25 protein-coding genes are annotated in these 26402 nt (G+C 65.1%); 17 read left to right on the forward strand and 8 right to left on the reverse strand.

The genetic code is table 11. From position 1 onward, the window contains the following. Positions 1 to 2: 2 nt before the first annotated feature. From AXYL_RS01195 to AXYL_RS01215, 5 genes are read left to right on the forward strand one after another with little or no spacing between them, the layout of a single operon-like run. Positions 3 to 1343: an ABC transporter permease gene (locus AXYL_RS01195; protein ID WP_013390998.1), complete on the forward strand. Its 1341-nt coding sequence runs from the start codon at positions 3 to 5 to the stop codon at positions 1341 to 1343. A 9-nt stretch (positions 1344 to 1352) separates the two neighbouring features. Next, positions 1353 to 2069, forward strand: coding sequence for an ATPase (locus AXYL_RS01200; protein ID WP_013390999.1), 717 nt, complete (start codon positions 1353 to 1355; stop codon positions 2067 to 2069). Then, positions 2047 to 3222 carry a sugar ABC transporter gene (locus tag AXYL_RS01205; RefSeq protein ID WP_013391000.1) on the forward strand — a complete coding sequence of 392 codons (1176 nt, stop codon included), beginning with the start codon at positions 2047 to 2049 and terminating at the stop codon, positions 3220 to 3222. Before AXYL_RS01200 ends, AXYL_RS01205 begins: the two co-directional genes overlap by 23 nt. Next, on the forward strand, positions 3215 to 5119 hold the full coding sequence (locus AXYL_RS01210) for a Vi polysaccharide transport protein VexE (protein WP_013391001.1): 1905 nt from the start codon (positions 3215 to 3217) through the stop codon (positions 5117 to 5119). The genes AXYL_RS01205 and AXYL_RS01210 overlap by 8 nt, the downstream gene beginning before the upstream one ends. A 12-nt stretch (positions 5120 to 5131) precedes the next feature. Beyond that, positions 5132 to 6340, forward strand: a complete 1209-nt coding sequence (locus AXYL_RS01215) for a polysaccharide lyase family 1 protein (RefSeq protein ID WP_013391002.1) — start codon at positions 5132 to 5134, stop codon at positions 6338 to 6340. Between the two features lie 57 nt (positions 6341 to 6397). Here the strand turns inward: AXYL_RS01215 and AXYL_RS01220 are convergent, their stop codons facing one another. Continuing rightward, entirely contained in the window at positions 6398 to 7186 is a 789-nt protein-coding gene (locus AXYL_RS01220; protein WP_013391003.1) for a helix-turn-helix domain-containing protein, read from the reverse strand. A gap of 92 nt (positions 7187 to 7278) precedes the next feature. Between AXYL_RS01220 and AXYL_RS01225 the strand changes: the two genes are divergently transcribed. Continuing rightward, the gene (locus AXYL_RS01225) at positions 7279 to 8409 is read left to right on the forward strand and encodes an MFS transporter (RefSeq protein ID WP_013391004.1); all 1131 of its coding nucleotides are present in this window, start codon (positions 7279 to 7281) and stop codon (positions 8407 to 8409) included. 63 nt (positions 8410 to 8472) lie between these two features. On the opposite strand, the gene AXYL_RS01230 is transcribed toward AXYL_RS01225, so the two are convergent. Together AXYL_RS01230 and AXYL_RS01235 are read right to left on the reverse strand one after the other, a co-directional pair. Further along, the gene (locus AXYL_RS01230) at positions 8473 to 8967 is read right to left on the reverse strand and encodes an Ohr family peroxiredoxin (protein WP_041652077.1); all 495 of its coding nucleotides are present in this window, start codon (positions 8965 to 8967) and stop codon (positions 8473 to 8475) included. Positions 8968 to 9099: 132 nt separating this feature from the next. Continuing rightward, on the reverse strand, positions 9100 to 9849 hold the full coding sequence (locus AXYL_RS01235) for a Crp/Fnr family transcriptional regulator (RefSeq protein WP_013391006.1): 750 nt from the start codon (positions 9847 to 9849) through the stop codon (positions 9100 to 9102). 143 nt (positions 9850 to 9992) lie between these two features. Between AXYL_RS01235 and AXYL_RS01240 the strand changes: the two genes are divergently transcribed. The 6 genes from AXYL_RS01240 to AXYL_RS01265 all read left to right on the forward strand — a co-directional run bounded on the left by AXYL_RS01240 (position 9993) and on the right by AXYL_RS01265 (position 15373). Continuing rightward, on the forward strand, positions 9993 to 11216 hold the full coding sequence (locus tag AXYL_RS01240; protein ID WP_013391007.1) for an ABC transporter substrate-binding protein: 1224 nt from the start codon (positions 9993 to 9995) through the stop codon (positions 11214 to 11216). Positions 11217 to 11221: 5 nt separating this feature from the next. After that, the gene (locus AXYL_RS01245) at positions 11222 to 12136 is read left to right on the forward strand and encodes a 3-keto-5-aminohexanoate cleavage protein (protein WP_013391008.1); all 915 of its coding nucleotides are present in this window, start codon (positions 11222 to 11224) and stop codon (positions 12134 to 12136) included. Positions 12137 to 12148: 12 nt separating this feature from the next. Continuing rightward, positions 12149 to 12925 carry an SDR family oxidoreductase gene (locus tag AXYL_RS01250; RefSeq protein WP_013391009.1) on the forward strand — a complete coding sequence of 259 codons (777 nt, stop codon included), beginning with the start codon at positions 12149 to 12151 and terminating at the stop codon, positions 12923 to 12925. Between the two features lie 169 nt (positions 12926 to 13094). Then, positions 13095 to 14078, forward strand: coding sequence for a TerC family protein (locus AXYL_RS01255; protein ID WP_013391010.1), 984 nt, complete (start codon positions 13095 to 13097; stop codon positions 14076 to 14078). A gap of 23 nt (positions 14079 to 14101) precedes the next feature. Then, entirely contained in the window at positions 14102 to 14521 is a 420-nt protein-coding gene (locus tag AXYL_RS01260; RefSeq protein ID WP_013391011.1) for a universal stress protein, read from the forward strand. A gap of 72 nt (positions 14522 to 14593) precedes the next feature. Beyond that, positions 14594 to 15373: a fused MFS/spermidine synthase gene (locus AXYL_RS01265; protein WP_041652080.1), complete on the forward strand. Its 780-nt coding sequence runs from the start codon at positions 14594 to 14596 to the stop codon at positions 15371 to 15373. 4 nt (positions 15374 to 15377) lie between these two features. On the opposite strand, the gene AXYL_RS01270 is transcribed toward AXYL_RS01265, so the two are convergent. Genes AXYL_RS01270 through AXYL_RS01290 form a run of 5 tightly spaced genes read right to left on the reverse strand, consistent with a single transcriptional unit; the run spans position 15378 to position 22004 of the window. Continuing rightward, the gene (locus AXYL_RS01270; protein ID WP_013391013.1) at positions 15378 to 17159 is read right to left on the reverse strand and encodes an acyl-CoA dehydrogenase; all 1782 of its coding nucleotides are present in this window, start codon (positions 17157 to 17159) and stop codon (positions 15378 to 15380) included. 7 nt (positions 17160 to 17166) lie between these two features. Next, positions 17167 to 17793, reverse strand: a complete 627-nt coding sequence (locus AXYL_RS01275; protein ID WP_013391014.1) for a flavin reductase family protein — start codon at positions 17791 to 17793, stop codon at positions 17167 to 17169. Continuing rightward, a complete protein-coding gene (locus AXYL_RS01280) occupies positions 17794 to 18855 on the reverse strand; it encodes a CaiB/BaiF CoA transferase family protein (protein WP_013391015.1) in 1062 nt (353 codons plus the stop codon). A 10-nt stretch (positions 18856 to 18865) separates the two neighbouring features. Next, positions 18866 to 19846 carry a Bug family tripartite tricarboxylate transporter substrate binding protein gene (locus tag AXYL_RS01285; protein ID WP_013391016.1) on the reverse strand — a complete coding sequence of 327 codons (981 nt, stop codon included), beginning with the start codon at positions 19844 to 19846 and terminating at the stop codon, positions 18866 to 18868. 55 nt (positions 19847 to 19901) lie between these two features. Then, positions 19902 to 22004 carry an acetate--CoA ligase family protein gene (locus tag AXYL_RS01290; RefSeq protein WP_013391017.1) on the reverse strand — a complete coding sequence of 701 codons (2103 nt, stop codon included), beginning with the start codon at positions 22002 to 22004 and terminating at the stop codon, positions 19902 to 19904. A gap of 265 nt (positions 22005 to 22269) precedes the next feature. Here AXYL_RS01290 and AXYL_RS01295 point away from each other — a divergent pair, with 265 nt between their 5' ends. The 5 genes from AXYL_RS01295 to AXYL_RS01315 all read left to right on the forward strand — a co-directional run bounded on the left by AXYL_RS01295 (position 22270) and on the right by AXYL_RS01315 (position 26376). Beyond that, positions 22270 to 23022: an SDR family NAD(P)-dependent oxidoreductase gene (locus tag AXYL_RS01295; RefSeq protein ID WP_013391018.1), complete on the forward strand. Its 753-nt coding sequence runs from the start codon at positions 22270 to 22272 to the stop codon at positions 23020 to 23022. A 42-nt stretch (positions 23023 to 23064) separates the two neighbouring features. Beyond that, positions 23065 to 24231: an acyl-CoA dehydrogenase family protein gene (locus tag AXYL_RS01300; protein ID WP_013391019.1), complete on the forward strand. Its 1167-nt coding sequence runs from the start codon at positions 23065 to 23067 to the stop codon at positions 24229 to 24231. Further along, positions 24231 to 24761, forward strand: a complete 531-nt coding sequence (locus tag AXYL_RS01305; protein ID WP_013391020.1) for a MaoC family dehydratase — start codon at positions 24231 to 24233, stop codon at positions 24759 to 24761. Before AXYL_RS01300 ends, AXYL_RS01305 begins: the two co-directional genes overlap by 1 nt. 1 nt (position 24762) lies before the next feature. Then, entirely contained in the window at positions 24763 to 25539 is a 777-nt protein-coding gene (locus AXYL_RS01310; protein WP_013391021.1) for a citryl-CoA lyase, read from the forward strand. 96 nt (positions 25540 to 25635) lie between these two features. Continuing rightward, positions 25636 to 26376: an IclR family transcriptional regulator gene (locus tag AXYL_RS01315; RefSeq protein ID WP_013391022.1), complete on the forward strand. Its 741-nt coding sequence runs from the start codon at positions 25636 to 25638 to the stop codon at positions 26374 to 26376. Positions 26377 to 26402 lie beyond the last annotated feature (26 nt).

Raw genomic sequence — 26402 nt, forward strand, 5'->3', positions numbered from 1 at the left:
CGATGAGCAACGAGGACAGGATCAAGGGCTGGCGTTCGCGCCGGAAGGACAGCAGTTACGCAGTGGGATCCGGCGTTGCGGCCTGGCGCCTGGATCCGGCGGCATTGTTTGAAGCAAAGGCCCCGCCGGCCGTTCTGCTCAAGCCGCTGGTCGCGCGCCTGGAGGGCGAGCCGCACGATTCCGTGGCGGCCCGGCGGGCGGTGTACGAGGCGGTGCAGGCGGAGCTGGATGCGGAAATCTTGCGCGGCGATGTCGACGAGACGCTGGCCGATTTTTCGCGGCGGCGTTTGCGCGTCATCGTGCGTCTGCTTGAAATGGACATCCGCGACGGCGTCGATGTGTTCGCGCCGGGCTACATGCCGGCCAAGCTGGTGGCGGAAGACGAACGCCTGGCCGCGGCGCATGCGCGGCGCGTGGAGCGCAGGAAGCAGGATGAGGCGCGCGAAGCGCGCCGCCACGCCTCGCGCAACGACATCGCGCTGGAAGTCGAGGTTTCGCAGGACGAGGCCGGTGATCTCGCGATATTGCGGGATCGCCTGCAAGGCCTGCATGAGGGGCATGATCCGAGCCACTCCGTGAAGGTCCGGCCAGTCGGCCGCACGCTGTTGGCGATGTTCATCTACCAGCTGCGCGTGATGCACGGCGAGAGCCGGATCGCGCTGGTTTGGGCGCTGGTAGGCCCGGTCGTGCTGCTGACGCTGATCTCGTCGCTGTACATCCTGATGGGCACGCACTACATCATGGGCATGGATGTGCAGACATTCTCGCTGCTGGGCGCGACGACCTGGATCATGTTCCGCCAAATCGTCTTCCGCAGCAGCACGGCCTATGTGTCGGCGCGCGGTTTGCTGAATTTCCAGGGCGTCACGCCATTGATGTGCGCGCTGGTGCAGGCGTTCATCTACGTGTCGGTGTATCTGGTGGTGTTCCTGGTGCTGATCAGCGCAGGCCATGCGTTGGAGCTGATCACGCTGCCGAAGAGTTGGTCCGGGTTCCTGCTTTACGTGGTGCTGATGGGGTGTTTCGGGGTCGCGCTGGGCCTGCTGTTCGGTTCGATCGCGACCTACTGGCATTTCTTTCTCAGGCTGGCGCCGATCATAGAACGCTTTCTGCAGATCTTCGCAGCCGTGTTCTTTGTCTCGGAGCAGTTGCCGGAGAACCTGCGTCCCTGGATGCTGTGGCTGCCGTTGGCGCATGGCATGCAGTTGCTGCGCTCGGCCTATTTCGAGGCCTACACCTCGCATGATGCGAGCCTGGGGTATTTCCTGACCTCTTTGGTTTTCTTGATGGTGCTTGCATTGGCGGCCGAACGTCTGGCCCGTCCCAATGTCCAGCCGATGTGAGGCAAGTAGATGATCCATTTCAATGGCGTCACTGACGAGCCCTATGCATTCGGAAGCAGGCAAGCGCTGCTTTCCAATGTCGATCTCGCGATCCCGGTCGGGCGCTATGCGCTGCTGTCGCCCGCGCCAGAGCTGCATCGCCAGATCGTCGACGTGTTGTGCGGGCTGCGTCCGCCGCGCCAGGGCTTCGTCAAGCACGACGGCAACGTCTCGTGGGCGATAGGCCGGCAGGGCTTCATCCGGGGCAAGGCCAACGGCCTGAGCATGATCGACTTCGTCAGCGAGATGTACGAGATCGACGCGGATGCCACGCACGAACTGGTCGCCGACCTGGTCAGCGATCCCAGGACCCTGGCCAAGCCCATGGAGCATTGGCCGCTCTACGCGCGGCAGGAATTCTCCTTTGCGCTGGCGTTGGCGCCAGCGTTCGACGTCTATGTGATCGAAGGGGCCATCCCCTTCGAGCCTTGCCGTTTCACCCGCCTGTGGCTGGCTCTTTTCGAAGAGCGGCTGGTTGGCCGGACACTCATTCTTTCCAGTTATCGCCAGAATCAGTTGGCGGACTATTGCTTCAAGGGTTTGATTTATGAACGAAGCGCGCTCAGCATCGAAGACGACCTCGACCAGTGCATCCGCAAGTATCCTCCGCGACGATCAAGGAGCGAATCCGGCACAGGCGACGACGTCTTCGGAGGCGGCTTCGATGAGGGCGGAATCGGCCTCTGAGGGCAGGTCCGAAATCGAACGCCGCCGCCGCGAGCGCCAATCGGCGCTGCGCGAGCGGCGCCGCCATCGCTGGATCAACACGCTCATGGTGCTGGCGCCGGTGGTGTGCGCCCTGATCTATGTTTCTCTGTTTGCCACGCCGCGCTACGAGGCCGAGTCGCGCTTCTTCGTGCAGTCAGCCTCCGGCCAGCAAGGCGGCGGTGGCGCGGCGGCCAGCCTCCTGACCACGGGCAACGCGGGCGGCATGCTGGGCGGCTTCGTGGACGGATGGGCGGTCGCCGATTTTCTCAAGTCGCGCGACGCCATGCAGCAGCTCGACAAGAAGGTCGGGCTGCGCCAGTACCTGATCCGCGCGGGCATGGATCCGATAAACCATCTGGCCGAGGATTCCAGCGAGGACGATCTTTTCCGCGCCTACCAGGCTTCGGTGAAGGTGTCCTTCAACGCGCTGGAGCAGATCGACGTGCTGCGCGTGAGCGCATTTTCGTCGGAAGACGCCGCGATTCTGTCCAGGGCGCTCATCGAGCTGGCCGAGAACTTCGTCAGCTCCATGAACGAAAAGGGCGTCGCCGACAAACTGAAAGTGAGCGAGGAGGCAGTGAAGCTCGCGGAGCAGAAGGCACTTGCCGCCAGAGAGACGCTGACCGCGTGGCGCACCACCCATGGCAACATCGACCCCACCGCGACGGTGACGATGCTGCTGAACCTCTCCAGCCAGTTGGAAGGTGAGCTCAACACCGCGCAGATCAATCTCGACAAGATACGCGCGCTGGGCAACAAGGACCATTTCATGCTGCGGCCCGCCGAGATGCAGGTGACGTCCTTGAAAAAACGGATTGCGGCGGTGCGTCAGCGCCTGAGCGGCGGTGGCAACACGGAAGCCAAGCAGCTCAAATCCTACGAAGCGCTGAGGAATGCCCAGGTGTTCGCGGATTCGAACCTGACCCTGGCGCAGCAGACCTACCAGCAGGCCATGACCGACACGCTGCGCCTGCAGCGCTACCTGTCCATCATTGCGCAGCCGGTGCCGACGGACCGCCCGAGCAGTCCGCGCACGGGAATCCTGTTGCTGCAGGCGCTGGCGCTGGGCTTTGTGCTGATGTTCATCGCGCGTGTGGCGATGGCTTTGTTGAGGGGATTGCGTCATGGTTGATATGGCAATTGCGGATCGTCCCGTCGGAGTCGACGCCACGGCGCGCCTGCGCGATGTGATCAAGCAGATTCATTCGTCGGCCGAGCCGCTGAATGAAATGCCCGCGCTGGAGCCGGCGCTGCGGCAGGCGGCCGACGGCTGGCGCGACGCGCGCCGCCTGCTGGTTTCCCCCTTGGTGCGGGAGGGCAAGCTGGCCGCGGCCATTGCCGCGTTGGAGATCATGGTCGCGGTCTATCCGGCGCGCGCCGACGAGCGTCGCCTGCTCGCCAGCCTCTTTGGCCGCACCGAGCAATGGGATCGCGCCATCGCCGAGGCGGACGCCGCCGCCGGCATCGAACCCGGCGCCGCAGCCCTGCATGCAGCGCGCATCCAGTTGCGCGTGCAGGCCGGCCGGACGGCCGAGGCCGCCGAGGTCGCCCGCGCGACCAGGAGCATGGCGCAAAGCGAGCCCGGCGAAGCCTATGCCTGGCTGATGGCCTTCGTGCGCAATGGCGACGCCGCAGAGGCGGCGGACATGGCGGCGGCGCTGGACCCGCGCGAACTGCCCAACGAGCGGGTGGCGACAATGGCCGTGCGCGCCCTGCTTGAGGATGGCAGGGTGGAGGCGGCGATCCGGTTCGGCGATGCGGCCTTGGGCGCGGGTCACGACTGCGCGGTGCTGCGCTCGTCCCTGGGGCTGGCCCATTTGCGGCGCGGCAACGAGGACGACCGCAAGGTGCATGCGCTGGCGCATTTCGAGGCCGGCCTGAACGCGGCGCCTGCGGACGTAAGGCTCTTGACGCTGCATGGCGAGACCCTGCTGCGCGCTGGACGCTACAAGGAGGCCCTGGCGCCGCTGAAGCAGGCCGTTGACCTGGCGCCGGATCTGGAGCAGACGCGGGCCTTCTATGCGCGCGCCTTGCGCTATACGCTGCAGTACGACGCCGCGGCCGACCAGATGATGCATCTGCTGGAGAAATCGCCGGAGAAGCCGCTTTGGCAGCGCGCGACCATCAGCGCGCTGTCGCAGGCCGGGCGCAAGCAGGAGGCCGAGACGCTGTTCGGGAAATACGTTGCGCAACGCGGCCAGCGGCTGCCGGCGACTTTCCAGGAGGCCATGGCGCAGCTGGAGGAGCGGCTGCCGACCGCCCCTATTCCGCAGGCGCGCCTGGACTGGGCCTGGTCGATGCGCGGCGACACCAGCATCGACCGCGCGCAATGGGAGCGTCGCGCGCGCTGGGGTCATCTGGTGGACCACCTGCTGTTCGACTGGCTTGAATGCCGCGAAGAGAGCGTCGAAGAGGCGATGCAGGTGTTGGGAGAACTCGATACCGGCGAGCGCTTCTTTGCGCCGCTGCTGGCCGCCGGCAAGGGCGTGGTGGTCGCCACTGCGCACGTCGGCCCCATGTATGCCGGACTGATGGCGCTGGAACTGGTGGGCATCCCGTCGCGCTGGCTGGCGACCGCGCCCAGCATTGCGCAGAGCAGTTATTCCGCTGCCCTGATCTCCACGGCGGACCAGACCGAGGCGCAGGTCGCCAAGGCCTGCATGCGGGCGCTGAGCTCGGGCTATGTGCTGTGCCTGGCCATAGACGGGGCCGCCAATCCGGCGGCACCGCGCACCACCTTCGAAGGGCAGGAAGTAACGTATTCCAGCTTCGCGTCGCACCTGGCGCATCGCATGGGCGTGCCCTCGGTGTTCTACGCGCCGCGCTGGGAGAACGGCCACGTCGCCTATACGCTGGAGATGCTGCCCGCACCCCAGCCCGGCGAGGACGCCGATGCGTACTCCCTGCGCTGGCAGCAGGCCTATTTTGAACGGCTGAGGGAGCACGTGGCCGGTCCCCCGGAAAACCTGCGCCTGAGCGGAGGCATCTGGCGCCACGTCACCGCCGCGGACCGGTCCGCGCAGCAATAGGAGCCAATGCTGATGAAGGCTGCAATCAAAACCGCGCATTGGCTGTTCGCCCTGGCTGTTCTGTACGGCGGGGCGGCCGCTGCCAGCGAAGCGTGCAAGAGCCCGGACGAGCACTGTCCGTCCATTGCGGCGCTGCTGCAGCAGCGCGAGGGCTACGGTGCGCAGGCCACGGGCGGCTTGGGCGGCAAGTTCATCGACGTCACGTCCGATCAGGACTCGGGCCCTGGAACGCTGCGCGCCGCGCTGGCGCAGGCGAAGAAAGGCCCCACGTGGATCCGCTTCGCGTCCGACATGACCATCGTCCTGGATACGCAGCTGCGCGTGCCGTCGAACACGACCATAGACGGGCGCGGCAAGCGCGTCACGCTGATCGACGACGGGCTGGGCGTGTATGGCAGCAAGAACGTCATCCTTACGCATCTGACGATAGACGGGCGCCTGTCGCGGCTGACGCAAGCCGTGAACGTGGCCAACAACAGCCGCGACGTGTGGGTCGACCACATGGATCTTTCGCGCATGTCGGACCGGCTGCTGAACGTGAAGAACGGTTCTACCGATGTCACGATTTCATGGACCAAGTTCCATAATTCGAACAAGGTCATGCTGCTCAACAACATTACCTCGAAGAACCTCTACGCCAACTACGACCGCGATTCGATTGCGCGAGTGACACTGCACCACAATTATTTCCTCAACACCGTGCAGCGCAATCCCCGCGCGCAGTTCGGCACTTTCCACCTCTTCAACAATCTGCTGGAAGACTGGGATTTCTACGGCATGAGTTTCAGCCTGGAGGCCCGCGCGCTGGTCGAAGGCAATATCTTCAAGAACTCCACGCAACGCAAATGCGTGGAGCCCGAGTTCTTTCCGACGGTGGAAGGAATCAACGTGAACTACTGCCACTACATTCCCATCGCCGCCAAGCGCAGCGCGCTGGAAAACGGTGAATCCGACCGCGGCGCCTACGAGAAACTGAAGTCCGAGCATGGCTACACGCGCGATTACAAGGCCTTCCTGCGCTTGAAGGACAATCTGTATCTGGGCGATGCGAAGCCGGTGCTGCAGGATTACCGGGCCGAGTCCGCGCCGACGCCGCCGTATTGCTACGGCTATGAAAAGCCGACGCCGGAGCTGGCGGAGAAGATCCGCAAGTTCGCGGGGAATACGGGCGGCGATACGCCGTTGCCAGCTTCCAGGCTCGGATCGGGTTGCCCTGGCTGAGCTTGCCTGGATTGCGGGCCTGCGCAGAGCGGCGATGAGTACGGCCTGGGATTTGTATTATCGAAATACAGCCTGTGGTTTGTAAGCTGGGGCAAGATACCGCCCCGGCGTCTTCCCCGTCATCTGGCGGAAGTACGCAATGAACGCGCTGTCGCTGGCAAAGCCCAGATCGAACGCCACCGCGGTCACGCTCTGGCCCGCGGCCAGCAGATCCACGGCGCGCAGCAGGCGCCAGAGCTGGCGCCAGGCCTGATAGCTCATGCCGGTTTCGCGCTGGAATATCCGGGTGATGGTGCGCGCGCTCGCGCCGACGCGCCCGGACAGCGCGTCGAGTTCGGGCGGAAGTTCCTCCAGGTCCAGGCCGGCCAGGCGGCGGTCGGTGGGCACGGGCAGCAGCATGGGCTCCTGCCGCGCCATGCGCAGTTCGTCCATGCAGACGGCCAGCAGGTTGCGCGGCGCGTCCGCGGACCAGTCGGTATCGAAGGGTTCCAGACTGATGCGCTCGAATACCTCGCGCAACAGCGGGGTCATCGAAAGTATGGCGGGGTTGGCGGCGGGTGCGGCGATACGCGCCGGGTCCAGATAGATCGAACGGTATTCGACTTCGCCGCGGATCAGGACGCGGTGCTCGGTTGCTGGCGGGATCCAGGCCACGCGGATGGGAGGCAGCACCGCGATCAGCCCCGGCATCGCAAGGCGGATCGATCCCGCATGGGCGAACAATAGCTGACCCCGGCCGTGGCTATGCAGTCCGGAGTCGTGCTGTATCAAGCGCGACGCAATGCCCGTCACGGGCTGCGCCATGGTGTCGGGGTTGAACGCGTCGGTGGGGGCAAGCCTGGCCATTTGTCCGAGTTCCGATGTTTTTTGTCTTCCGGGCGACAACGGCGGCGGCAGCGTCCGGCTAAAAAACGGACTCCCTGTTTACCGACGCTGCCATGTACCGCCGCCCGCCTCTTCCGCTTGTCATCCTGCTGCTGAGTTTTCCGCAGATAGTCGAGACGATATACAGCCCTGCTTTGCCGCTGATCGCGACAGCCTATCAGGCCGCGCCCGAGGAAGCGGCGCAGACGCTGTCGCTTTGGTTTGTGGCCTTCGCCTTCGGCGTGGTGGCGTGGGGACGGCTCTGCGATTTATGGGGCCGCAGGCCGGCATTGCTGGCAGGGCTGGCGATCTACGCGCTGGGCGCGGGCTGGGCCATGGCGGCGGGCGATTTCACACAGTTGATCGCCGCCAGGCTGGTCTCCGCTTTCGGCGCTGCCGTGGGCTCAATCGTAACGCAGACCGCCCTGCGCGATAGCTATCGGGGCCTGGAGCTGGCCCGCGTTTTTTCGATTCTGGGTATGGCATTGGCTGTGAGTCCTGCCGTCGGCATGTATGCCGGGCAGGAGATCGCGGCGGCGGGCGGGGTCCATGGCGTATTCCTCGCGCTCGCCTTGCTCGCCGTCGCGCTGCTCGGCGCCAGCGCGCTACGCTGGCCCGAAACCCGGCCCCAGCCGCACTCGACGCCACCCTTCGGGCCGACATTGCGCGCCATGTTGCAGGACCGCGCAATCTGGCGCAGCGCGGCGCTGATTGCCATCTTCAATCTCGCGATCTTCGGCTACTACCAGCTGGGCCCTTTCCTTTTCGCTCGCCTGGAGAATTCCTGGCTTGGTTTCGGCGCAAGCGGCGTGGCGCTGGCCGCGGCCTCGCTATGCGGCGCCTTCCTCAACACGGTGTTGCTGCGGCGCGGGTGCGCACCCGAACGCCTCGTCCTGCTGGGCATCGTGCTGCTGGCGCTAGGGGCCGGGCTGGTGGCGGCGCTTAGTCAGAGTTCCGCGTTCCTCGTCGGCATGGCGTTGATTGCAGCGGCATACGCGATTGCCATTCCCAATATCCTGGCCCACGCGCTGCGGGCCTATGCGAACGCTGCCGGCACGGCGGGCGCAATCCTGAGTCTGATCTACTACAACCTGCTGGGGGCTGGGCTGGTTCTTGCCGGGCTGGGGCAAAGGCTGGATCTGCTGCTGGCCTGCTGTGCTGCGCTTGCGGTGGCTGCGTATGCGATGAAGGCGCGGGGTATCTGAGAACATGGGCGAGACCGCAGCCAGTGGAGCATGTGGTTCCGCCCCTACCAGGCCACTGGCTGCTTAGCTGAGATGCACGGAAGACGCGATGCCCTGATCCGCCATCTTCGAATACGGGCAGATCGTTTCGGTTTCGTGGACCAGCGCCAATGCCATGTCCTTGGCCATCCCAGGCAAGGAAATCTCCAGCCTGGCCTTGATGCAGAACAGGCCGTCAAACGCTTCGCGCGCGAAAGTGGTGGTGCAGTGGATGGCGAAATCTGCCGGCAGCGGGACATTGTTTTTCATGGCGACCAGTCTCATGGCGCCATGAAAGCACGCGGCAAAGCCCGCCGCGAACAATTGCTCGGGATTGGTGCCGCCGCCATTGCCGCCCAGTTCCTTGGGCAGCCTGAGTTCGAGCTCCAGTTCGCCGTCATTCGAGACGGCCTTGCCGGACGCGCGGCCGTGTCCGGACGCGCCGCCGGTCACGGAGACGGTAGTCGTGTACAGAGGCAGATCATCTGTGCCGACATAGGGATCCAGGAGCGAAACGGGCGGCGCGTACGGGGTTTTCAAGGCAGACTCCTCAGGTGCGGAAGGGCGGTTTGTTGTTTTAGCCGCGGCAACTATAGAGTCGTCCCCATCGTGCGAAAAGACAGAATTTCTGTTCTGCGCGGTATCTTTTCTTATACCGCTGGGTTCGGTTTCTTAGGTGCTCCGCTTGACGTCGGCCAGCCTGTGCAGCTCGTCCACGTCGAGGATGGCCAGCCCGCCATAGTAGGTTTCCAGCACACCCGCTCGGGCGAGCCTGGCGAGCGCTGCATTGCAGCGTTGCCGCGAAATGCCGCACAGGCCTGCGATTTCCTCTTGGGAAACCTTGAGACGGCCATTCGTGCCGGAATGCCTTTCCGCGTTGAATTGCGCCGCGACGGCGCGCGCGACCGTGGTGTCGACGTCCAGCAGCACATTGGAGGTGAAGCTGCTCATCAGCCAGTCCACCCGCTGCGCCAGGTGCGTCATCAGCGCCTTGGTGAATTCGATATTGTGGTTCCACAGGCGTTCACAGGTCTCGCGCGGCAGTATCACGATCTGGCTGGGCCTGAGGGCGACCACCTCGTATTCAAACCGCTGGCGGCGGATCATGGTGGCTTCGCCGAACCAGCTGCCGGTGCTGAACCCGGCCAGGGACAGCGTCTTGCCGTCGGCGCCGGGCGAGGACCATTTCACCAAGCCCTGTACCACGCCATACCATCCCGGCGAACGGCTGCCCGCCCGGAACAGGAATTCGCCGGCCGCCAGCGATACAACTCGCAGTTCCGCGCGGATCATGGTGCGTTCGAGTTCCGGCAGGCCCTTGTACCAAGGAACCACGTCGAGCATCTTGTCCACCGCGCCCTGCGCGCGCCGCCGCGTCGCGCTCAAGCGTTCGTTGCCGGCATCGGCTGGCGGTTCGCGCATCGTCTTCCTCCTTCGTCGCTGTTTTGTGGCGTCGCTCAGGTAAACCCTAGGCCGCTTTGTCACCATGATGACTGTCCGCCGCCGGCGCCCAGCACCAGAATAGCCGAGGTTCCAGACGCCAAAACCCACAAGAGGAGACAAGCATGTTGCCCATGCAAGGCATGATGTGCCGCAGCGCCCTGGCCTGCGGTCTGGCCGTGTCGCTGCTGCACGCCCCTGCGGCCCAGGCGCAGATTTCTGACGATGTTATTCGAATCGGCTTCATCACCGACATGTCCGGCGTGTACTCGGGGCCGGATGGCCCCGGCGGCGCCGAGGCCATCAAGATGGCGATCCAGGAGATGGGCGGCGAGATCAACGGCAAGAAGATCGAGCTGCTGACGGCCGACCATCAGAACAAGGCGGACATCGCTTCGGCCAAGGCGCGCGAATGGTTCGACCAGGCGGGCCTGGACATGCTGATCGGGGGCACCAATTCCAGCACGGCGCTGGCCATGTCCAAAGTGGCGGCCGACAAGAAGCGGCCCATCATCGTGGTGGGCGCGGGCGCCCCGGCGTTGACCAACGAGCAATGCACGCCCTACACCCTGAACTACGCTTACGACACCGTGGCGCAGGCGCGCGGCACCGGCGCGGCGGTGGTCAAGGCAGGCGGCAAGAAATGGTACTTCCTGACCGCGGATTACGCGTTCGGCAATGCCTTGCAGGCCGACACGACGAAGGTGGTCGAGGCCGGCGGCGGCACCGTCGTCGGATCGGTCAGGCACCCACTGGCGGCCAGCGACTTTTCGTCCTTCCTGTTGCAGGCGCAAAGCAGCAAGGCGGATATCCTCGCCTTGGCCAACGCCGGCGCGGACGCGACCAACTCGATCAAGGCCGCCAATGAATTCGGCATCACCAAGACCATGCGTCTGGCGGGGCTGATCATGTTCATCAACGACATCCACGCCATGGGGCTGCCGGCTTCGCAAGGCATGTACCTGACGGACAGCTGGTACTGGAATACGTCGGACGAAACCCGCGCCTGGGGCCGCGCCTTCTTCGAGCGGCGTAAGGCCATGCCTTCCTCGCTACAGGCGGCCGATTACTCTGCGGCGCTGCAATACCTGCGGGCGGTCAAGGCCACGGGCACTGACGACGCCGACCGCGTGCTGGCCTATCTGCGCGAAAACAAGCTGAACGACGTCTACATCAAGAACGGCGTGGTGCGGCCGGACGGGCGGGTCGTGCACGACATGTACCTGCTGCAGGTCAAGACGCCGGAACAGTCCAAGGAGCCCTGGGACTACTTCAACGTCGTGCAGACCATCGACGGCAACCAGGCCTTCACCACCAAGGAAGAGAGCCGCTGCGCGCTCTGGAAGTGAACCTCATGAGCAAACGCAAAGTCATCGTCACCATTGCCCCGACCGGGGGCATGGCATTCAAGAGCCAGAACCCGCACCTGCCCACGCAGCCGCTGGAAATCGCGGAGGACGTATACCGCTGCTATAACGCCGGCGCCAGCGTGGTGGCGCTGCACGCGCGCCGGCCGGACGACCAGGCGACCTGCGACGCCTCGGTATACCGGGAAATGAACCGGCTCATCCGTGACCGCTGCGATATCGTGCTGAACAACTCCACCGGCGGCGGGGTGCATGGCGACATGGTCAAGGAGACCACGCCGGGCACATGGGAGATCCTGTGGGAAGAGCGACTCAAGGGCATGGACGCTGGCGCCGAGATGTGCACGCTGGACGCCACGACCTTGAACCTCGCGTTCGGCGACCGCGAATACCTGATGAACACGCCGCTTAGCAAGGCCCGCGAACTGGCCGCCGGCATGCAGGCGCGCGGCATCAAGCCAGAATGGGAGGTCTTCAGCCCCACGCACATCCTGCAGGACGCCACCACGCTGATCGAAGAGGGGCTGGACGAAGGCCCCCATTTCATCAACCTGGTCATGAATGTGCATCGCAACTTCCAGAACGCCATGCCGTTTTCGGTACGGCACCTGCAGATGATGGTGGATCTGCTGCCCAAAAACAGCATCTTCTGCGTCAGCGGCATCGGACCGGCGCAGCTGGAGGCCAATATCGCCGCCCTGTTGCTGGGCGGCCATGCGCGGGTCGGCCTGGAGGACAACCTGTACTACCGCCACGGAGAGCTGGCCACCAACGTCCAGCTGACCGAGCGCGTCGTGCGCGTCATCCGCGAAATGGACATGGAGCCTGCCACGCCCGCGGAGGCGCGCGAGATCCTGGGCCTGCCGCTCAAAAGTGGAATCCGGCCCGAGTTCGCGCTCTGACAAGGAAACGCCATGAGCAATTCACTGCAAGGTAAACGCGTCCTCATCACGGCGGGCGCGCAAGGGATAGGCCTGGCGATCGCGCGCAGGTTCCTGGAGGCGGGCGCCGAGGTACATGTCTGCGACGTGGACGAAGCGGCGTGCAAGGCGGCCGCCGCCGAGCATCCGCGCCTGGGCGTCAGCGTGACGGACGTGTCCAGCGAAGCGCAAGTCCAGGCCATGTTCGGCGAGCTGACGGAAAAATGGGGCAAGCTCGACGCCCTCGTCAACAATGCGGGGGTGTCCGGTCCGACCAACCGGCTGGAGGAAACCACGCTGGACGCATGGCAGCGCACGCTGGACGTCAATCTGACCGGAACCTTCCTGTGCGCGCGCAGCGCGGTGCCGCTGCTGCGGGCGGCAGGCGGCGGCGCCATCGTCAATATCTCGTCTGTTGCGGGGCGCCTGGGCTTTTCGTTGCGCACGCCCTATAGCGCCAGCAAATTCGGCTTGGCCGGCTTGACGCAGACCTGGGCCATGGAGCTGGGGCCGTCGAACATCCGCGTCAATTCCGTGCTGCCGGGCGTCGTCTCGGGCGACCGGGTCGAACGGATCATCGCCGCCCGCGCCGCCGCCAGCGGCGTGAGCAACGATGCGATGCGCGAGCAGCTGGTGGACAAGGTGTCGTTGCGCCGCATGACCAGTCCGCAGGACATCGCCAATCAGGTGGCCTACCTTTGTTCCGACGAGGGCGCCATCATCAGCGGCCAGAGCATCTCCGTCTGCGGCAATGTGGAGTATCTGGGCTGAGGCGACAGCACCCCTGGCGAACCGTCGGCGACGGTTCCAGAAAACCTGAGCGTCAGTTCGATCCAGGCGAATTGTTCGCCGTGTCCGGAAGTTCTAGACTGGACTCGTACATGCTTTGTGTACCGCTGGCCGTCGCATAGCGGTCTTGCAGCGACGGCGGGAGGTCCTGATGACTCAGGTCGAGACCTTTGCCACCCTGCCGATGTGGGCGGGGTTCGTCGGGTTTGTGCTGGTCGTGCTGGCGCTGGATCTGTACGTGCTGGGCGGCCGCCATGCGCACCGCGTGCGGCCCCGCGAAGCCCTGTTCTGGGTGGGCGTATGGATGGCGCTGGCAGCCTTGTTCGGCGCCCTGATGTGGTGGTATCTGGATGCCACCCTGGGGCGAGCCGTTGCGCACCGCAAGACGCTGGAGTTCTACACCGGCTATCTGATCGAACTGTCCCTGTCCGTGGACAATATGTTCGTCTTTTCGCTGATCTTCGGCTACTTCGTGGTGCCGCTGGAATTGCAGCGCCGGGTGCTGTTGTATGGCGTGCTGGGCGCCATCGTGATGCGGGTTTGCATGATACTCGCCGGCGTATGGCTGCTGTCGCGCTTCGACTGGCTGTTTTACGTGTTCGGCCTGCTGCTGGTGGTAACCGGCGCCAGGATGCTGGCCCGGGCGGATCATCAGCCTGATATCGCCCGCAATCCGCTGGTGCGCATGCTGCGGTCTTCCATGCGCATTACCAAGGACTACCACGGCGAATCGTTCTTCGTGCGCATTGGCGGCCTGCGGTATGCCACGCCCATGTTCGTGGTGCTGCTGATGATAGAGGCGAGCGACGTGGTGTTCGCGGTCGACAGCATCCCCGCCATCTTCGCCGTCACTACCGACCCGTTCCTGGTCTTTACATCCAACATTTTCGCCATCATGGGCCTGCGGGCGCTGTATTTCCTGCTGGCCGACATGCGGGAGCGTTTCCGCTACCTCAAGCACGGACTTGCCGCGGTGCTCATCATCATCGGCGGCAAGATGCTGGCCGCGCCATGGTTCCATGTGCCGGTGCAGTGGTCGCTAGTAGCGGTAGGCTTGATCTTGCTGGCATCCGTGGGCGCCAGCATGTTCCTGCCCAGACGGGCCGCGGCCAAGGCCGCGGGTCCCAAGGGCTGAGTCCCACGAACCGGAGATCTGTCATGAACACGATCATTCTTGCCACCGATGGGTCCAGTCACAGCGACGCCGCCGCGCGCTATCTGGTCGAAGGCTCTTTGCTGAACCGGGACTTCACGGTGCACGTACTGCATTGCGAGGCCGACGTGACTGGCGATGTCAAAGCCTTCATCGGCCAGGCCGACATCGACGCCTGGCATCACGAAGAGAGCGACAAGGCAATGAAGTCCGTGGTCGACATCCTGCGTGCGGGGAATGTCAGCTTCGAATGCCATGAGCTCACGGGACACACGCCGGACAAGATCGTGGCGCATGCGATCAAGGTCGGCGCATCGGCCATCGTGATGGGCTCGCACCATCGGGCGCCGTTTCTGGATGCTTTGCTGGGGTCGGTGTGCGCGCGGGTCATTGCCCATGCGCCCTGCCCGGTGCTGCTGGTCTGAGGGGCGGCGGGCGTCGCCAGGCCGGGCGGTGGTATCTTCTGCGTGTTTCTTCGCAATACGCAGTGTTTCTTCATGCCCGACGACGTTCACAACCCTTCCGATACTCCGCCTGCCGGCGCGCCGGCGGCGCATTTGCGGCCTTTCGTCCAGAATTCCGGCACCCGGCGCACCCTGCATTTCACGCAGCAGGAAATCCAGAGCAGCATGTCCACGCTCAATCCTGACGCGCTCGAACTGGAGTACACGCGGATGATGATGGGCTTCGTGCTCTTTAATCCGGATCCAGAGCGCATCCTGATGGTGGGGCTGGGCGGCGGCTCGCTGCCCAAGTTCTGCCATCGCTATCTGTCGGGCAGCGCTGTCGAAGTGGTCGAGATCGATCCCGCCGTCATCGCCCTGCGTGACACGTTCATGGTGCCGCGCGACGGGGAGCGGTTCCGCGTGATCCAGGCCGACGCGGCCGAACACATGCGCGGACTGTCGGACCATGCCGACGTGATATTCCTGGACGGGTTCGGCGTCGGCGGGATTCCCGGCCCGCTATGTTCGGCCGGGTTCTACGCCGACTGTTTCAGGGCCTTGCGCGAGGACGGCATCCTGGTGATCAACTTCCATGTGAACCACCCGGACCACCATGAATACATGGAGCGGGTGCGCGCATCGTTCGGCGCGTCCATGTTCGAAGTGGTGGACGATGATATGACCAACAGCATCGTCTTCGCCTGCAAGGGCGATTTGCTGGACGATCCCGCCGCGGCCCAGCTGCGGCGGCCGGCGTCCATGCCCAAGGACGCCTGGCGCCAGCTGATGCCGACGATGAAGGTCATCGGCGCGACGTTGGTGCAGAGATAGCACTCTAAGTGGACCAGCAGGCGTCGGGAAAGGCGTCAATGCTGGCGCCGCCTTCGCCGATGGCCTGCCGCAAGGCGCCGGACTGGACCAGCAGATTGCCTGCATAGAACTGGGCGCTGGCTTGGATTGCCTGCAGCGCGGCGCCATCGGCCCCGCCGCCTAGCGCTGCGCGCAGGCGCAGCCCTTGCATCCAGGCGCCCGCCACCAGGCCCCAGAGCTCAAGATAGGACACGGCGCCCGCATGGGTGGCGCGCGGATCGGCGGCATGGCGTTCCAGCAGCCAGGCGATGGTTTCGCGCAAATGCGTGCAGCCCTGCCGCAGGCTGCGGCCGAACTCGCGGGCCGGCGCCGCGCCCGCAAGCATCGCCTCGGCCAGTTGGGAAATTTCATCGAGCAGCAGCGTGGCTTGCGCGCCGCTGTCCCGGACTGTCTTGCGGCCCAGCAGGTCGTTGGCCTGGATCGCGGTGGTGCCTTCGTAGATGGTCAGGATGCGCGCATCCCGGTAGTACTGGGCCGCGCCGGTTTCCTCGATGAAGCCCATGCCGCCGAAGACCTGGACCGCGTCATACGTGATCCGTTGGGCGGTCTCGGTGAACCAGCCTTTCATGACGGGTATCAGTAGGTCGATGCGGGCCTGGGCGCGGCTGCGGACTTCGAGGTCCGCGCCGGCATGGGCCAGATCCCTCTGCATCGATAGGTACATGCCCAGCGCGCGCATCGATTCAATGCGGCTCTTCATGGAAAGCAGCAGGCGACGTACGTCCGGGTGGCGCAGGATCGGAAGTGCCGCGCCCTCTTCGCCGACGACCTTGCCCTGGCTGCGTTCCCGCGCATACCAGACCGCATGCTGGAAGGCGCGTTCGGCAACGGCCAGGCCCTGGTTGCCGACGGCGCAGCGGGCTTCGTTCATCATGACGAACATGTTCATCAGGCCCTGGTTCAGCTCGCCGACCAGGTAGCCGGTGGCGCCCTGCCCGGCGCCGAACTGCATGACCGCGGTGGGGCTGGCGTGGATGCCCAGTTTGTGCTCCAGGGCCGAGCAGTGCACATCGTTGCGCGCGCCCGGCGAGCCGTCGTCCTGGATCAGGTATTTGGGCACGGCGAATAGCGACAGGCCTTTTGCGCCGGCGGGCGCATCGGGCGTGCGGGCCAGCACCAGATGGATGATGTTGGACGCGAGGTCATGGTCGCCGTAGGTGATGAAGATCTTCTGGCCGGATATCGCATAGGATCCGTCTTCCAGCGGGGTTGCCCGGGTGCGCACGGCGCCAAGGTCCGAGCCTGCCGCAGGTTCCGTCAAGTTCATGGTGCCGGTCCATTCACCGCTGATCAACCGGGGCAGCAGCTGGTCCTTCAAGGCCGGAGACGCCGCATGCAAGAGGGTTTCGATGGCGCCGCCGGTCAGCATGGCGCAGAGGGCGAAGCTGGGGTTGCAGGCGTGCCAGATCTCTTCGGTCAGGGTGGACAGCACGCAGGAAAGCCCCTGGCCGCCGTACTGCTCGGGCTGGCGCAAGCCATTCCATCCGCCTTCGCAGAAGGCGCGGTAGGCCTGCTGGAATCCGGCGGGCGTGGAAACGCCGCCTTCATGCAGGCGGCAGCCCTGCTGGTCGCCGACGCGATTGAGGGGATCCAGCAAGCCTTGCGCGAATTTCTCGGCTTCGAGCACGACAGAGCGCGCGAGTCCCGCGTCCAGGGCGGACCCGCAGCGTTGTAGATGCGGATCCAGGGGAAACACCGCGGTCGTGAGGAAGTCGATGTCATGCAATGGCGCTTGATACTGGCTCATGGAGTGCCTATTCAGAAGTGGAGAGTGACTGCGCCGGACCGGCAAAGATTCTGGGGCCCAGGCCCGCATACCAGGGGCCGCCGAGGCGGCAGGCAGGGTCGAGCAGCGAACCATCGATGCGGCCATCGCTCATGCAGTGCTCGGCGATGCTGAAATGGATGACCTCGCCCACCAGCAGGCGTGCGGACTGGATGCCGAAGGTGAGCGCCTGCGCCAGCTTGCATTCGAGCCGGATGGGGCTGCGTGCGACGCCGCGCGGCCTGACCCGCGTGCTTGCGACCATGTCCACGCCCAGCAGCGCGGCCTCGTCGACATCCGCCGGGTAGCGGCCCGAGGACGCGTGCATGGGAGCAAGCTGTTCCAGCGTGACGAAGTTGACGACGAATTCTCCCGTTTCCAGGATGTTGGCCGCAGTGTCCTTATCCTGGCCCTGGTGCTGGCTGATGCTCAGGGCGATCAGCGGCGGTTCCGTCGACACCATGGTGTAGAAGCTGAAGGGGGCCAGATTGCCCTGGCCCATCGCGTCCACGCTGGATACCCAGGCGATGGGCCGGGGTACGAGGCAGGAGGTCAGCAGCCGGTAGGTCTCGCGCGTGCTCAGCTTTTTCGCGTCCAGGCCGATGTGCGCGGCCATTCAACCCTCGTCCATGTGGGCCAGCCTTACCGGGTAGCGGACGTACCGCGCCTCGGCATGGCCGTCGAAGAGACCGCGGGCGCGCGCATGGGGCGTGCCGCGCAGCGCCAGGGGCTCTTCCACCAGCGATACCGGCACGTCCGCGGCCTCCAGGCGGGCGATGATGTCCGGCGCATCCAGGCCGGCCACGTGTCCGGCGATCGCGTGGTTGATGTCCGTGGCCAGCGTTACGCGCTGGTGATAGGACGAGGTTTCCGCAGTGCTCAGGTCCAAGGCAAAGGCTTGCACCAGGCGTAGCCAGAAGTGGTCCTCCAGTGCGGCAATCGCGACGCAGGCGCCATCGCGCGTGCGGAACACGCCATAGGCAGGCTTGTTCAACACGTCCTGGCGCTGCGCGGCCAGGCTGGCGAGTCCGGCCGATGAGAACTGGCCCAGGCGCGGATTCATCCAGTGGGCCACGCAGTCCGTCAGCGACACGTCCAGATGTTGTCCGCGGCCCGTATGCTGGCGCTGCATCAAGGCCGCCAGGATGCTGGACAAGGCATACATGGCGCCGCAAAGGTCGGCGACGGGCAAGCCGGCGCCTGGCGCAGGCATGGCGGGATCGCTGCCCGCCAGCGCCAATGCGCCCGCCGTGGCGAGATAGTTGATGTCATGGCCTGGCCGCTGGGCATTGGGGCCGTGCTGGCCGTAGCCGCTCAACGACACGTAGACCAGCCCGGGATTGATGGCGGCAGCCTCGTCGTAGCCCAGGCCCAGACGCGCCATGACGCCCGGACGGAATCCCTCGACCAGGACATCGCTGCGCGCGATGATTTCGCGGGCCGCCTGCACGCCTGCCGGCTGCTTGAGATCAAGCATGACGCATGGCTTGCCGCGGTTGACGGCATCGAACACGCCGGGGTAGAGCCGGCGCGCATTGTCGCCGTGCGGAGGGCGCTCGATCTTCGTGACGGCGGCGCCCAGTTCCAGAAGGTTCTGGGTCAGGAACGGCCCTGGCAGCAGTTCGGAAAAGTCGGCAACCGCGATGCCGGACAGGGGAAGGGGGGGCGGGTGAGGCATGGCGAGGCTCCTAGTCCAGCTGCACCTTGGCTTCCTTGACCACATTGCCCCACTTGACGGATTCGTCCTTCACGAAAGAGGAGAAATCCACGCCGGATTTCTTCAACGGCACGCCGCCGAAGGCGATCAGGCGCGAAGCGATCTGCGGATCGTCGATGGCCTGGGCGAACGCCTTTTCGAGTTTGGCGCTCACTGGCGCGGGCGTGTCGGCGGGCACGAAGAGGCCCATCCAGGACACGGAGGTGGCGCCCGGATAGCCGAGTTCCGCGAGCGTGGGCACTTCGGGGAAGGACGGCAGCCTGGCTTCTCCGGTGACGGCGAGCGCGCGGATCTTGCCGCTCTTGATGAAGGATTCGGTCGAGACCGGGTAGTCGAAGGAAATGTCGACCTGGCCGCCGATCAGCGCGGTGATCGAAGGCGCGCTGCCCTTGAACGGGATATGGCTGAATTTCACGCCAGCGACGGACTGGAACAGCTCGGCCGCAAGGTGCGTGCCGGTGCCGGCGCCAGCGCTGGACGTGTTGAGCTTGCCCGGATTGGCCTTGGCATAGGCGACGAGCTTCTCCAGCGTGTTGTACGGGCGGGATTCGTTGACGACAAGGATATTGGGAATGGCCGTCAGCCCCTGCACGGCGACCAGGGCCTTGTCAGGCTTGCTGGCGTTCTTGTAGATCAGGGGATTGGTGACCTGGGTGCCTTGGGTGCCGAGAAAGATCGTATAGCCGTCCGGCTTGCTGTTGGCCGCGTATTCCGCGCCGATGTTGCCGCCCGCGCCGGCGCGATTCTCGACGATGATGGGCTGCCCCAGCAGTTCGGAGGCGCGCGCGCCGACCGTGCGCGCCACATTGTCCGTGATGCCGCCGGCGGTGAACGGGACGATGAACCGTATCGGGCGGTCCGGAAAGGCGGCGTCGGCCGAGGCGTTGAGCGGCGCGAGCGCCATGGCGGCGGCGAGCACGCCCGCCGCGGGTCCGAAGAGCTTGTTGAACATGGGTAGTCTCCTGTTGTATGGGTCCGCCATCTGGAGCGGCGGATGTTGAAGTGCGCTATCGCGCGGATGCGATCAGCACGGCGTCCAGCGCGACGGCGCCGTCCGGGCTGACCAGCACGGGATTCAGATCAAGTTCCTGGACCTCATAGGGGCCGCGCGTCACGAAGTCGGACACGGCCAGCAGCAGTTTTTCCAGGGCGCCGATATCGGCCGGCGCCTGGCCGCGGCACCCGGCAAGCAGCTGATGGCAGCGGGTCTCGGCGATCATGGCGCGGGCCTCGGCGGGCGTGAGCGGCAAGAGGCGGCGGCTCACGTCCCTGAAGACCTCGACATAAACGCCGCCGAGGCCGAAAGTCAGGACGTGGCCGAACAGGTCGTCACGGTGCACGCCCACCAGGGTCTCCACGCCGCGTTGCGCCATCATTTGTTCGATCAGGATGCCCTCGATGTCCGCCTGCGGATACGCCTCTCGCGCCCGCGCCATGATCAACTCCCATGCGTTGCGGATTTCCTCGGCCGTGCGCAGTCCGACGATGACGCCGCCGATGTCCGACTTGTGGAGGATCTGCGGGCTGACGATCTTGGCCACCACCGGGCCGTCGCATTGCGCGGCCGCGGCGACGGCGTCATCGGCCGTCCGGCAGACGCGCCCGAAGGGCACGGCGACTCCGGCCTCGCTCAGTAGCTGCTTGGCGGCGCGCTCGGCGTAGGCTTGCGGCGCCGGCGTATCGCGCTGGGGCGCCGCGTGCATGATGGAGGGCTCCCATGCTGGATCGAAGGCGCGGGCGGATGCGCCATGGCTGTTCCATTTCGCCAGCGCCTTGATGGCCTTGCCCAGAGTCCGGATGGGCGCAATGCCTGCGTCCACCAGGCATTGATAGCCGGTTCCCAGCTTGTCGCTCATCCAGACCGGCACGATGGGGATATCGATCTCGGCCTGTACCTTGACCAGGTTCTGGCAGGCGGCCAGTGTGGTGTCGCCGTATTCCATGGGGATGGGATAGAGCACGACGTCCACATTCGGGTCCTGGGCGACGCGCAGCAGCGAACCATAGCTGATGTCGCTCTGGACCAGGATCTCCGCAGTGGTGTCGACGGGATTGTCGATGGCCGCATAGCTGGGAAGCAGCTCCGCCAGGGCCTGGCGGGTCCGCGGTTCGAACTCGGCCAGCGCCAGGTCCGCGGAACCCAGCATGTCCGCGGCCAGCGCGACGGTGCCGCCCGAGAACGAGTACACGGCGGTGCGAATGGCGCGCGCAGGCACGCCGCGGGCCAGCAGCGCGGCGGTATCGATCAGTTCATCGATATCGTCGACCTCCACGATCCCCAGTTGTCGGAAGGCGGCGCTGTTGATGTCCGCACTGCCCGACAGCGCGGCGGTATGGGATTGCGTGGCCTTGACGCCGTAGGCGGACTTGCCGACCTTCAGGGCCACGATGGGTTTGCCCTGGCGCGCGGCATTGAGCGCTGCGGCAGCGAAACGGGGCGCGTCGTTGATGCCTTCCAGCAGCGTGACGATGACTTTGATTTCGGGCATCGCGGCCATGTGGTTGATGTAGTCGCTGGCGGTCAGGTCGACCTCGTTGCCGCTCGAACACCACAGGCCGATGCCGATGCCGCGGCCGCTGGCTTGCAGGAATGTGCGGCCCAGTCCGCCGCCCTGCGTGACCAGGCCGATCGGGCCGGGCATGCGGTCGTACTGGAAGGCCGGCGAGAACGTGAAGCCCAGGCCGCGGTTGTTGTTGTTCATGCCGGGGCAGTTCGGTCCGTAGATCCGGATCCCGGTTTCGCGGACGATGGCGCGCATCTGTTCTTCGAGCTGGCGGCCCGCCTCGCCTGTCTCGCCGAAGCCGGAGGTCAGGACGATGGCGAACTTGACACCCTTGCGGCCGCATTCCGCCAGCACGCTGACTGCCGCCGGCGCCGGCACGACCACGATCGCGGTCTGCGGCGCATTGGGCAGATCCATCACCGAGCGATAGGCGCGCCTGCCCATGACCGTGTCCTTGGTGGCGTTGACCAGGAATAGTTCGCCGGTGTAGCTGGAGTGCTCGACGATATTGGTCAAGGCGCGCTGGCCGATGCTGGCGGGCCGGTCCGAGGCGCCGATCAGGACGAGGGAGCTGGGATCGAACAGCGGGGCAAGGTCTGAAAACATTCGAGGTCCTCCGGGCATGTCGCGCATGCCCGCCTGGCAATGGTTGATGGCGCAATTAATACAACAGGTCGTATACTAATTCGAGATACCGCATAGGTCAATCGGAAATAAATTCGACATTTCGTTGTTTGATACGATATTATGAATTTAATAAGCCCTCCCGCAGGGGTCGGCACTGCCCCGGAACGGGGTGGCGCGCCCAGGGGAATTGCGTGATGGCACGCACGGCCGCCGGCCGTTCCATCCACACAGGAAAGAGTTACGCATGGATTTGAAAATTGCGGGAAAAGTGGCGCTGGTGACCGGATCGGGTCGCGGCATCGGCGCCCAGACGGCGCGGGTGCTGGCCGAAGAAGGGGCGCGCGTCGTCATCACCGACATCGACGGCCAGACCGCCGCCGCGACGGCGCAGCGGCTGCGGGATGAGGGCCACGAGGCGATCGGCGTCCAGTGCGACGTCTGCGAGCGCGACGCCGTCGCCGCCATGATGGACGCTGCGGCTTCTGCCTTCGGCGGCGTCGACATCCTGGTCAACAACGCGGGTTTCACGCGTGACAAGTATCTGGGAAAGATGGCCGAGTCCGATTGGGATTCGGTGGTCGACACCATCCTGAAAGGCGCCTTCCATTGCACCCGCGCCGTGCTGCCGGGCATGATGGAGCGCAAGTGGGGGCGCATCATCAATATCGCCTCGCGTTCGGTGTTCGGCAACCCTGGCCAGACCAACTACACCACCGCCAAGCTGGGCCTGGTGGGCTTCACCCGCGCCCTGTCGCTGGAACAGGCCAAGTTCGGCATTACCGTCAACGCCATCGCACCCGGCTTCGTCGAGACCGAGCTGATCCAGTCCCTGCCGTCCTATCCGGCATTGCGGGATGCGGCATTGGCCAAGAATCCGGTCGGCTTCCTGGGCCAGCCGGACGATATCGCGTCATCCGTCGCCTTCATCGCTTCGGAGCGCGCCCGCTACATCACCGGCGTCACGCTGTACGTGACGGGCGGACGTTTTTCGTCTTGAGACGCACACCCCATATCTTGAATTGGCCGCCTGGAGGACAACATGGATTTTGATTTCGATACCGATCAACTGGCCCTGCGCGACAGCATCAGGCGCTATATGAAGGCCGAGGTGGGTCCGCGCATCGCCGCCTGCGAAGCCGACAGGCGCATACCTTCGGACGTGCTGGAGGGGCTGGCGCCATTCGGCTACATCGGCGGACTGCTCCCCGAGGACGATGGCGGCTTCGGCCTGGATTTCGTCACGTGGGCGATGATGGTCGAAGAGGCCGGGTATTGCTGGGGATCGTTGCGCACCATCCTCAACATCACGAATATCTTCCTGCGCCTCGTCAATGCCTACGGTACGCCGGCCCAGAAAGAGAAATTCCTGCGGCCCGTGCTGGCGTCGGCCAAGAATGTCTGCGTGGCGATCAGCGAACCCAATCACGGCTCCAACGTGGCGGGCATCGAGCTCAAGGCGGAAGACCAGGGCGACCACTATGTGCTGAACGGCAGCAAGCTGTGGATTACCAACGGGGTCAACGCCGACTACGCGATCGTCCTGGCGCGTACCTTCAGCGCCAGCTGCGACGGCAAGCTCTCGCTGTTCCTGGTCGAACGCGAACAGTCGCCCTACGAGGCGCGCCTGGTCGACAAAATGGTCCTGAAAGCGTCCGGCACCGCCGAGCTGCGTTTTGACGGCGTGCGCGTACCCAAGGAGAACCTGCTGGGCGCCGAGGGCACTGCGCTCAAGACCATGCTGACAGGCCTGAACTATGGCCGCCTGAACATCGCAATGGGCGCCGTGGGCGCGGCGCAGGCCGCACTGGATCTGTCCATTGAATACGCCAAGACCCGGCGCCAGTTCGGCCGCCCCATCGGCGAATTCCAACTCGTGCAAAAGCATATCGTCGACATGATGGTCCGCACCGAAGCGGCGCGGGCGTTGGGCTACAAGGCGGCCGTGGCCGTGCAGAAAGGCCTGCCCGCGCGCGTCGAATGCTCCATCGCCAAACTGTACGGCGCCGAAGCCGCGCACGAAGTCGCCAAGATTGCGCTGAGCGTCCATGGCGGCCTGGGTTATTCGACCGAATACCCGTTGGAGCGCATCTTCCGCGATACCAGCGGCGGCACGATACCGGAAGGCACGGCGGAAGTGCAGACGCTGATCGTGGGCCGCGAGGTGCTGGGCCTGTCCGCGATCAACGCGGCGGAGACGGCGAAGTGATGGCAGCGCAGATTGCAGTCGAGACGCCCGCGCCCGGCGCGCTGGCGGACTTGCGCTATTACTGGGACGACCTGCCGCCGGGCCTGGCGGTCGAGACCGCGGCGCGCACCATCACCGAAGCCGACGTCGTCGCCTTCGCCGGCCTGAGCGGCGACTACAACCGCCTGCATACGGATGCGGTCTACGCGGGCCAAAGCAAATTCGGCCGGCGCATCGCGCACGGCATGCTGGTCGGCTCCATCATGTCCGGCCTGAACACCCGCACAGTGCTGAACCAGTGCCTGGAACCGTCGATCCTGGGCCTGCTGGAGATGTCCTATCGCTTCGCCAAGCCCACGTTTGTCGGCGACACGATCAAGGTCAGGATCCTGGTGGCCGGCCGGCGCCTAGCCAGCGATACCAGCCGGGGCGTGGTCGAGTTCGAACGGCAAGGCATTAATCAAAATGGGGAAACGGTATGCGTCTGCAGCGTGAAGATGCTGGTCGCCTGCCGCGCGTCGCAGTCCATTGAACAGATAGTGGAGAAATGAATTGATCAAGACCGAAATCGGGTACACCACTCCGGAAGTCATTACCGTGCGCGGCAAGAACCTGGCCACTGAACTGCTGGGGAAAGTCGACTTCGTCGACATGATGCTGCTGGTGATCTTCAACCGCACGCCCAGTGCGGCCGAGAAGACCATGATCAACCATATCCTGGTCACCGCCTGCGACCACGGCTTGACCCCCAGCGCCATGAGCGCCCGGCTGACCTACCTGGGCGCGCCGGAAGCGATGCAGGCCGCCGTGGCCGCCGGCCTGCTGGGCGCGGGCAGCGTCTTCCTGGGCACTACCCAGAACTGCGCCGAGATGCTGGCCGCCGGCGCCGCCGGCCTGTCCGATGACCCGGACGACGCCGAGTGCGACGCCGCGGCGCGCGCCATGCTCAGCGCCAGCAGGGAAAAGAGGCAGCCTGTCTACGGCATCGGTCATCCCATACATGTGAATGGCGACCCGCGCGTGCCGACGCTGCGCCAGCTGGCGCAGGAGCTGGGTTTCCACGGCAAGCACTGGCGCCTGATGGACGCCGTGCACCGCGTGCTGCTGCAAGACCGGAACAAGAACCTGCCCATGAACGTGGTCGGCGCGATCGGCGCCATCATCTGCGACATGGAGCTGGATCCGATGATCGCGCGCGGCCTCATGCTGGTCGGGCGCGCGGGCGGTTTGCTGGCCCATCTGTACGAAGAGCGCGAGCATCCTATCGGTCAGCACATATGGGATCTGGTGCTGGCGCAGGACGAGCGCAATGTTGCCCCTGTTCGTTGACATGGACTACACTGCCGACGCCGTTTAACCACGCCTTTTCAACTTGCTGCGCTTGTGTCGCAGGCCGATGGCAAACTCCAGGTAATTGAGCGTCATATGCCGACCTTTGTTAGCGCCGCCGCCCGTGCCATGGCGGTATTTGAAGTCTTCGCGCGAGAGAAAAGAGAACTCTCAAATTCCGACCTGGCCCGGCTGCTGGATCTGGCCGACAGCAGCTGCCTGGACCTGCTGCACACCTTGCATCAATTGGGCTACCTGTTCCGCACGCAGTCGCGGCGCTACTACCCTACCGGCAAATTGTTGCTGGCCGTCCAGCAGATAAGCACGGTCGATCCCATCATCCATGCCACGCGCGAAGCGCTCGAGCAGTTGTCCGAGCGTACCGGGGAAACCGCCTACATCGGGCGCATCGACGGCGCCGCGGTCAAGATCGTCGCCGTGCGCGATGGCAAGTATCCGCTGCGCTATATCCTGGGCCTGGGCGAGCGCATTGCGCTGCATGCGTCCGCCATGGGCAAGTCCTTGCTGGGCGGCTTGCCGCCGGAGGCGGCGCGCAAGCTGCTGGCCGCCAAGCCGCTGCGCAAGCTGACGTCCGCCACGGTTACCGAGCCCGATGCGCTCCTGGCCGAAATCGACAAGAGCCGCGAACGCGGCTGGTATCACACTCATGGTGAAGGCGGGGACGGCGCGGACGCGCTGGCCGTGTCGGGTTGGCTGGGCGAAGAATGCGTCGCCATGGCCATCTCGGGCCCTTCCGACCGCTTCCAAAGCAAGCGTGACGAGTACGTCGAGGTCCTGCGCGGCGTCGCCGGGAAAGTCTTCACGCGCGAGCCGTAGGCGGCATCGCGCGGTCGCTGGCCGGC

This window comes from Achromobacter xylosoxidans A8, assembly GCF_000165835.1.
GTDB lineage: Bacteria > Pseudomonadota > Gammaproteobacteria > Burkholderiales > Burkholderiaceae_B > Achromobacter > Achromobacter xylosoxidans_B.

What these genes read in the sequence shown, in the direction of transcription:
- AXYL_RS01195 (WP_013390998.1), top strand. Translation starts at nt 3, where the DNA reads ATGAGCAACGAGGACAGGATCAAGGGCTGGCGTTCGCGCCGGAAGGAC.
- AXYL_RS01200 (WP_013390999.1), top strand. Translation starts at nt 1,353, where the DNA reads ATGATCCATTTCAATGGCGTCACTGACGAGCCCTATGCATTCGGAAGC.
- AXYL_RS01205 (WP_013391000.1), top strand. Translation starts at nt 2,047, where the DNA reads ATGAGGGCGGAATCGGCCTCTGAGGGCAGGTCCGAAATCGAACGCCGC.
- AXYL_RS01210 (WP_013391001.1), top strand. Translation starts at nt 3,215, where the DNA reads ATGGTTGATATGGCAATTGCGGATCGTCCCGTCGGAGTCGACGCCACG.
- AXYL_RS01215 (WP_013391002.1), top strand. Translation starts at nt 5,132, where the DNA reads ATGAAGGCTGCAATCAAAACCGCGCATTGGCTGTTCGCCCTGGCTGTT.
- AXYL_RS01220 (WP_013391003.1), bottom strand. Translation starts at nt 7,186, where the DNA reads ATGGCCAGGCTTGCCCCCACCGACGCGTTCAACCCCGACACCATGGCG.
- AXYL_RS01225 (WP_013391004.1), top strand. Translation starts at nt 7,279, where the DNA reads ATGTACCGCCGCCCGCCTCTTCCGCTTGTCATCCTGCTGCTGAGTTTT.
- AXYL_RS01235 (WP_013391006.1), bottom strand. Translation starts at nt 9,849, where the DNA reads ATGCGCGAACCGCCAGCCGATGCCGGCAACGAACGCTTGAGCGCGACG.
- AXYL_RS01240 (WP_013391007.1), top strand. Translation starts at nt 9,993, where the DNA reads ATGTTGCCCATGCAAGGCATGATGTGCCGCAGCGCCCTGGCCTGCGGT.
- AXYL_RS01245 (WP_013391008.1), top strand. Translation starts at nt 11,222, where the DNA reads ATGAGCAAACGCAAAGTCATCGTCACCATTGCCCCGACCGGGGGCATG.
- AXYL_RS01250 (WP_013391009.1), top strand. Translation starts at nt 12,149, where the DNA reads ATGAGCAATTCACTGCAAGGTAAACGCGTCCTCATCACGGCGGGCGCG.
- AXYL_RS01255 (WP_013391010.1), top strand. Translation starts at nt 13,095, where the DNA reads ATGACTCAGGTCGAGACCTTTGCCACCCTGCCGATGTGGGCGGGGTTC.
- AXYL_RS01260 (WP_013391011.1), top strand. Translation starts at nt 14,102, where the DNA reads ATGAACACGATCATTCTTGCCACCGATGGGTCCAGTCACAGCGACGCC.
- AXYL_RS01265 (WP_041652080.1), top strand. Translation starts at nt 14,594, where the DNA reads ATGCCCGACGACGTTCACAACCCTTCCGATACTCCGCCTGCCGGCGCG.
- AXYL_RS01270 (WP_013391013.1), bottom strand. Translation starts at nt 17,159, where the DNA reads ATGAGCCAGTATCAAGCGCCATTGCATGACATCGACTTCCTCACGACC.
- AXYL_RS01275 (WP_013391014.1), bottom strand. Translation starts at nt 17,793, where the DNA reads ATGGCCGCGCACATCGGCCTGGACGCGAAAAAGCTGAGCACGCGCGAG.
- AXYL_RS01280 (WP_013391015.1), bottom strand. Translation starts at nt 18,855, where the DNA reads ATGCCTCACCCGCCCCCCCTTCCCCTGTCCGGCATCGCGGTTGCCGAC.
- AXYL_RS01285 (WP_013391016.1), bottom strand. Translation starts at nt 19,846, where the DNA reads ATGTTCAACAAGCTCTTCGGACCCGCGGCGGGCGTGCTCGCCGCCGCC.
- AXYL_RS01290 (WP_013391017.1), bottom strand. Translation starts at nt 22,004, where the DNA reads ATGTTTTCAGACCTTGCCCCGCTGTTCGATCCCAGCTCCCTCGTCCTG.
- AXYL_RS01295 (WP_013391018.1), top strand. Translation starts at nt 22,270, where the DNA reads ATGGATTTGAAAATTGCGGGAAAAGTGGCGCTGGTGACCGGATCGGGT.
- AXYL_RS01300 (WP_013391019.1), top strand. Translation starts at nt 23,065, where the DNA reads ATGGATTTTGATTTCGATACCGATCAACTGGCCCTGCGCGACAGCATC.
- AXYL_RS01305 (WP_013391020.1), top strand. Translation starts at nt 24,231, where the DNA reads ATGGCAGCGCAGATTGCAGTCGAGACGCCCGCGCCCGGCGCGCTGGCG.
- AXYL_RS01315 (WP_013391022.1), top strand. Translation starts at nt 25,636, where the DNA reads ATGCCGACCTTTGTTAGCGCCGCCGCCCGTGCCATGGCGGTATTTGAA.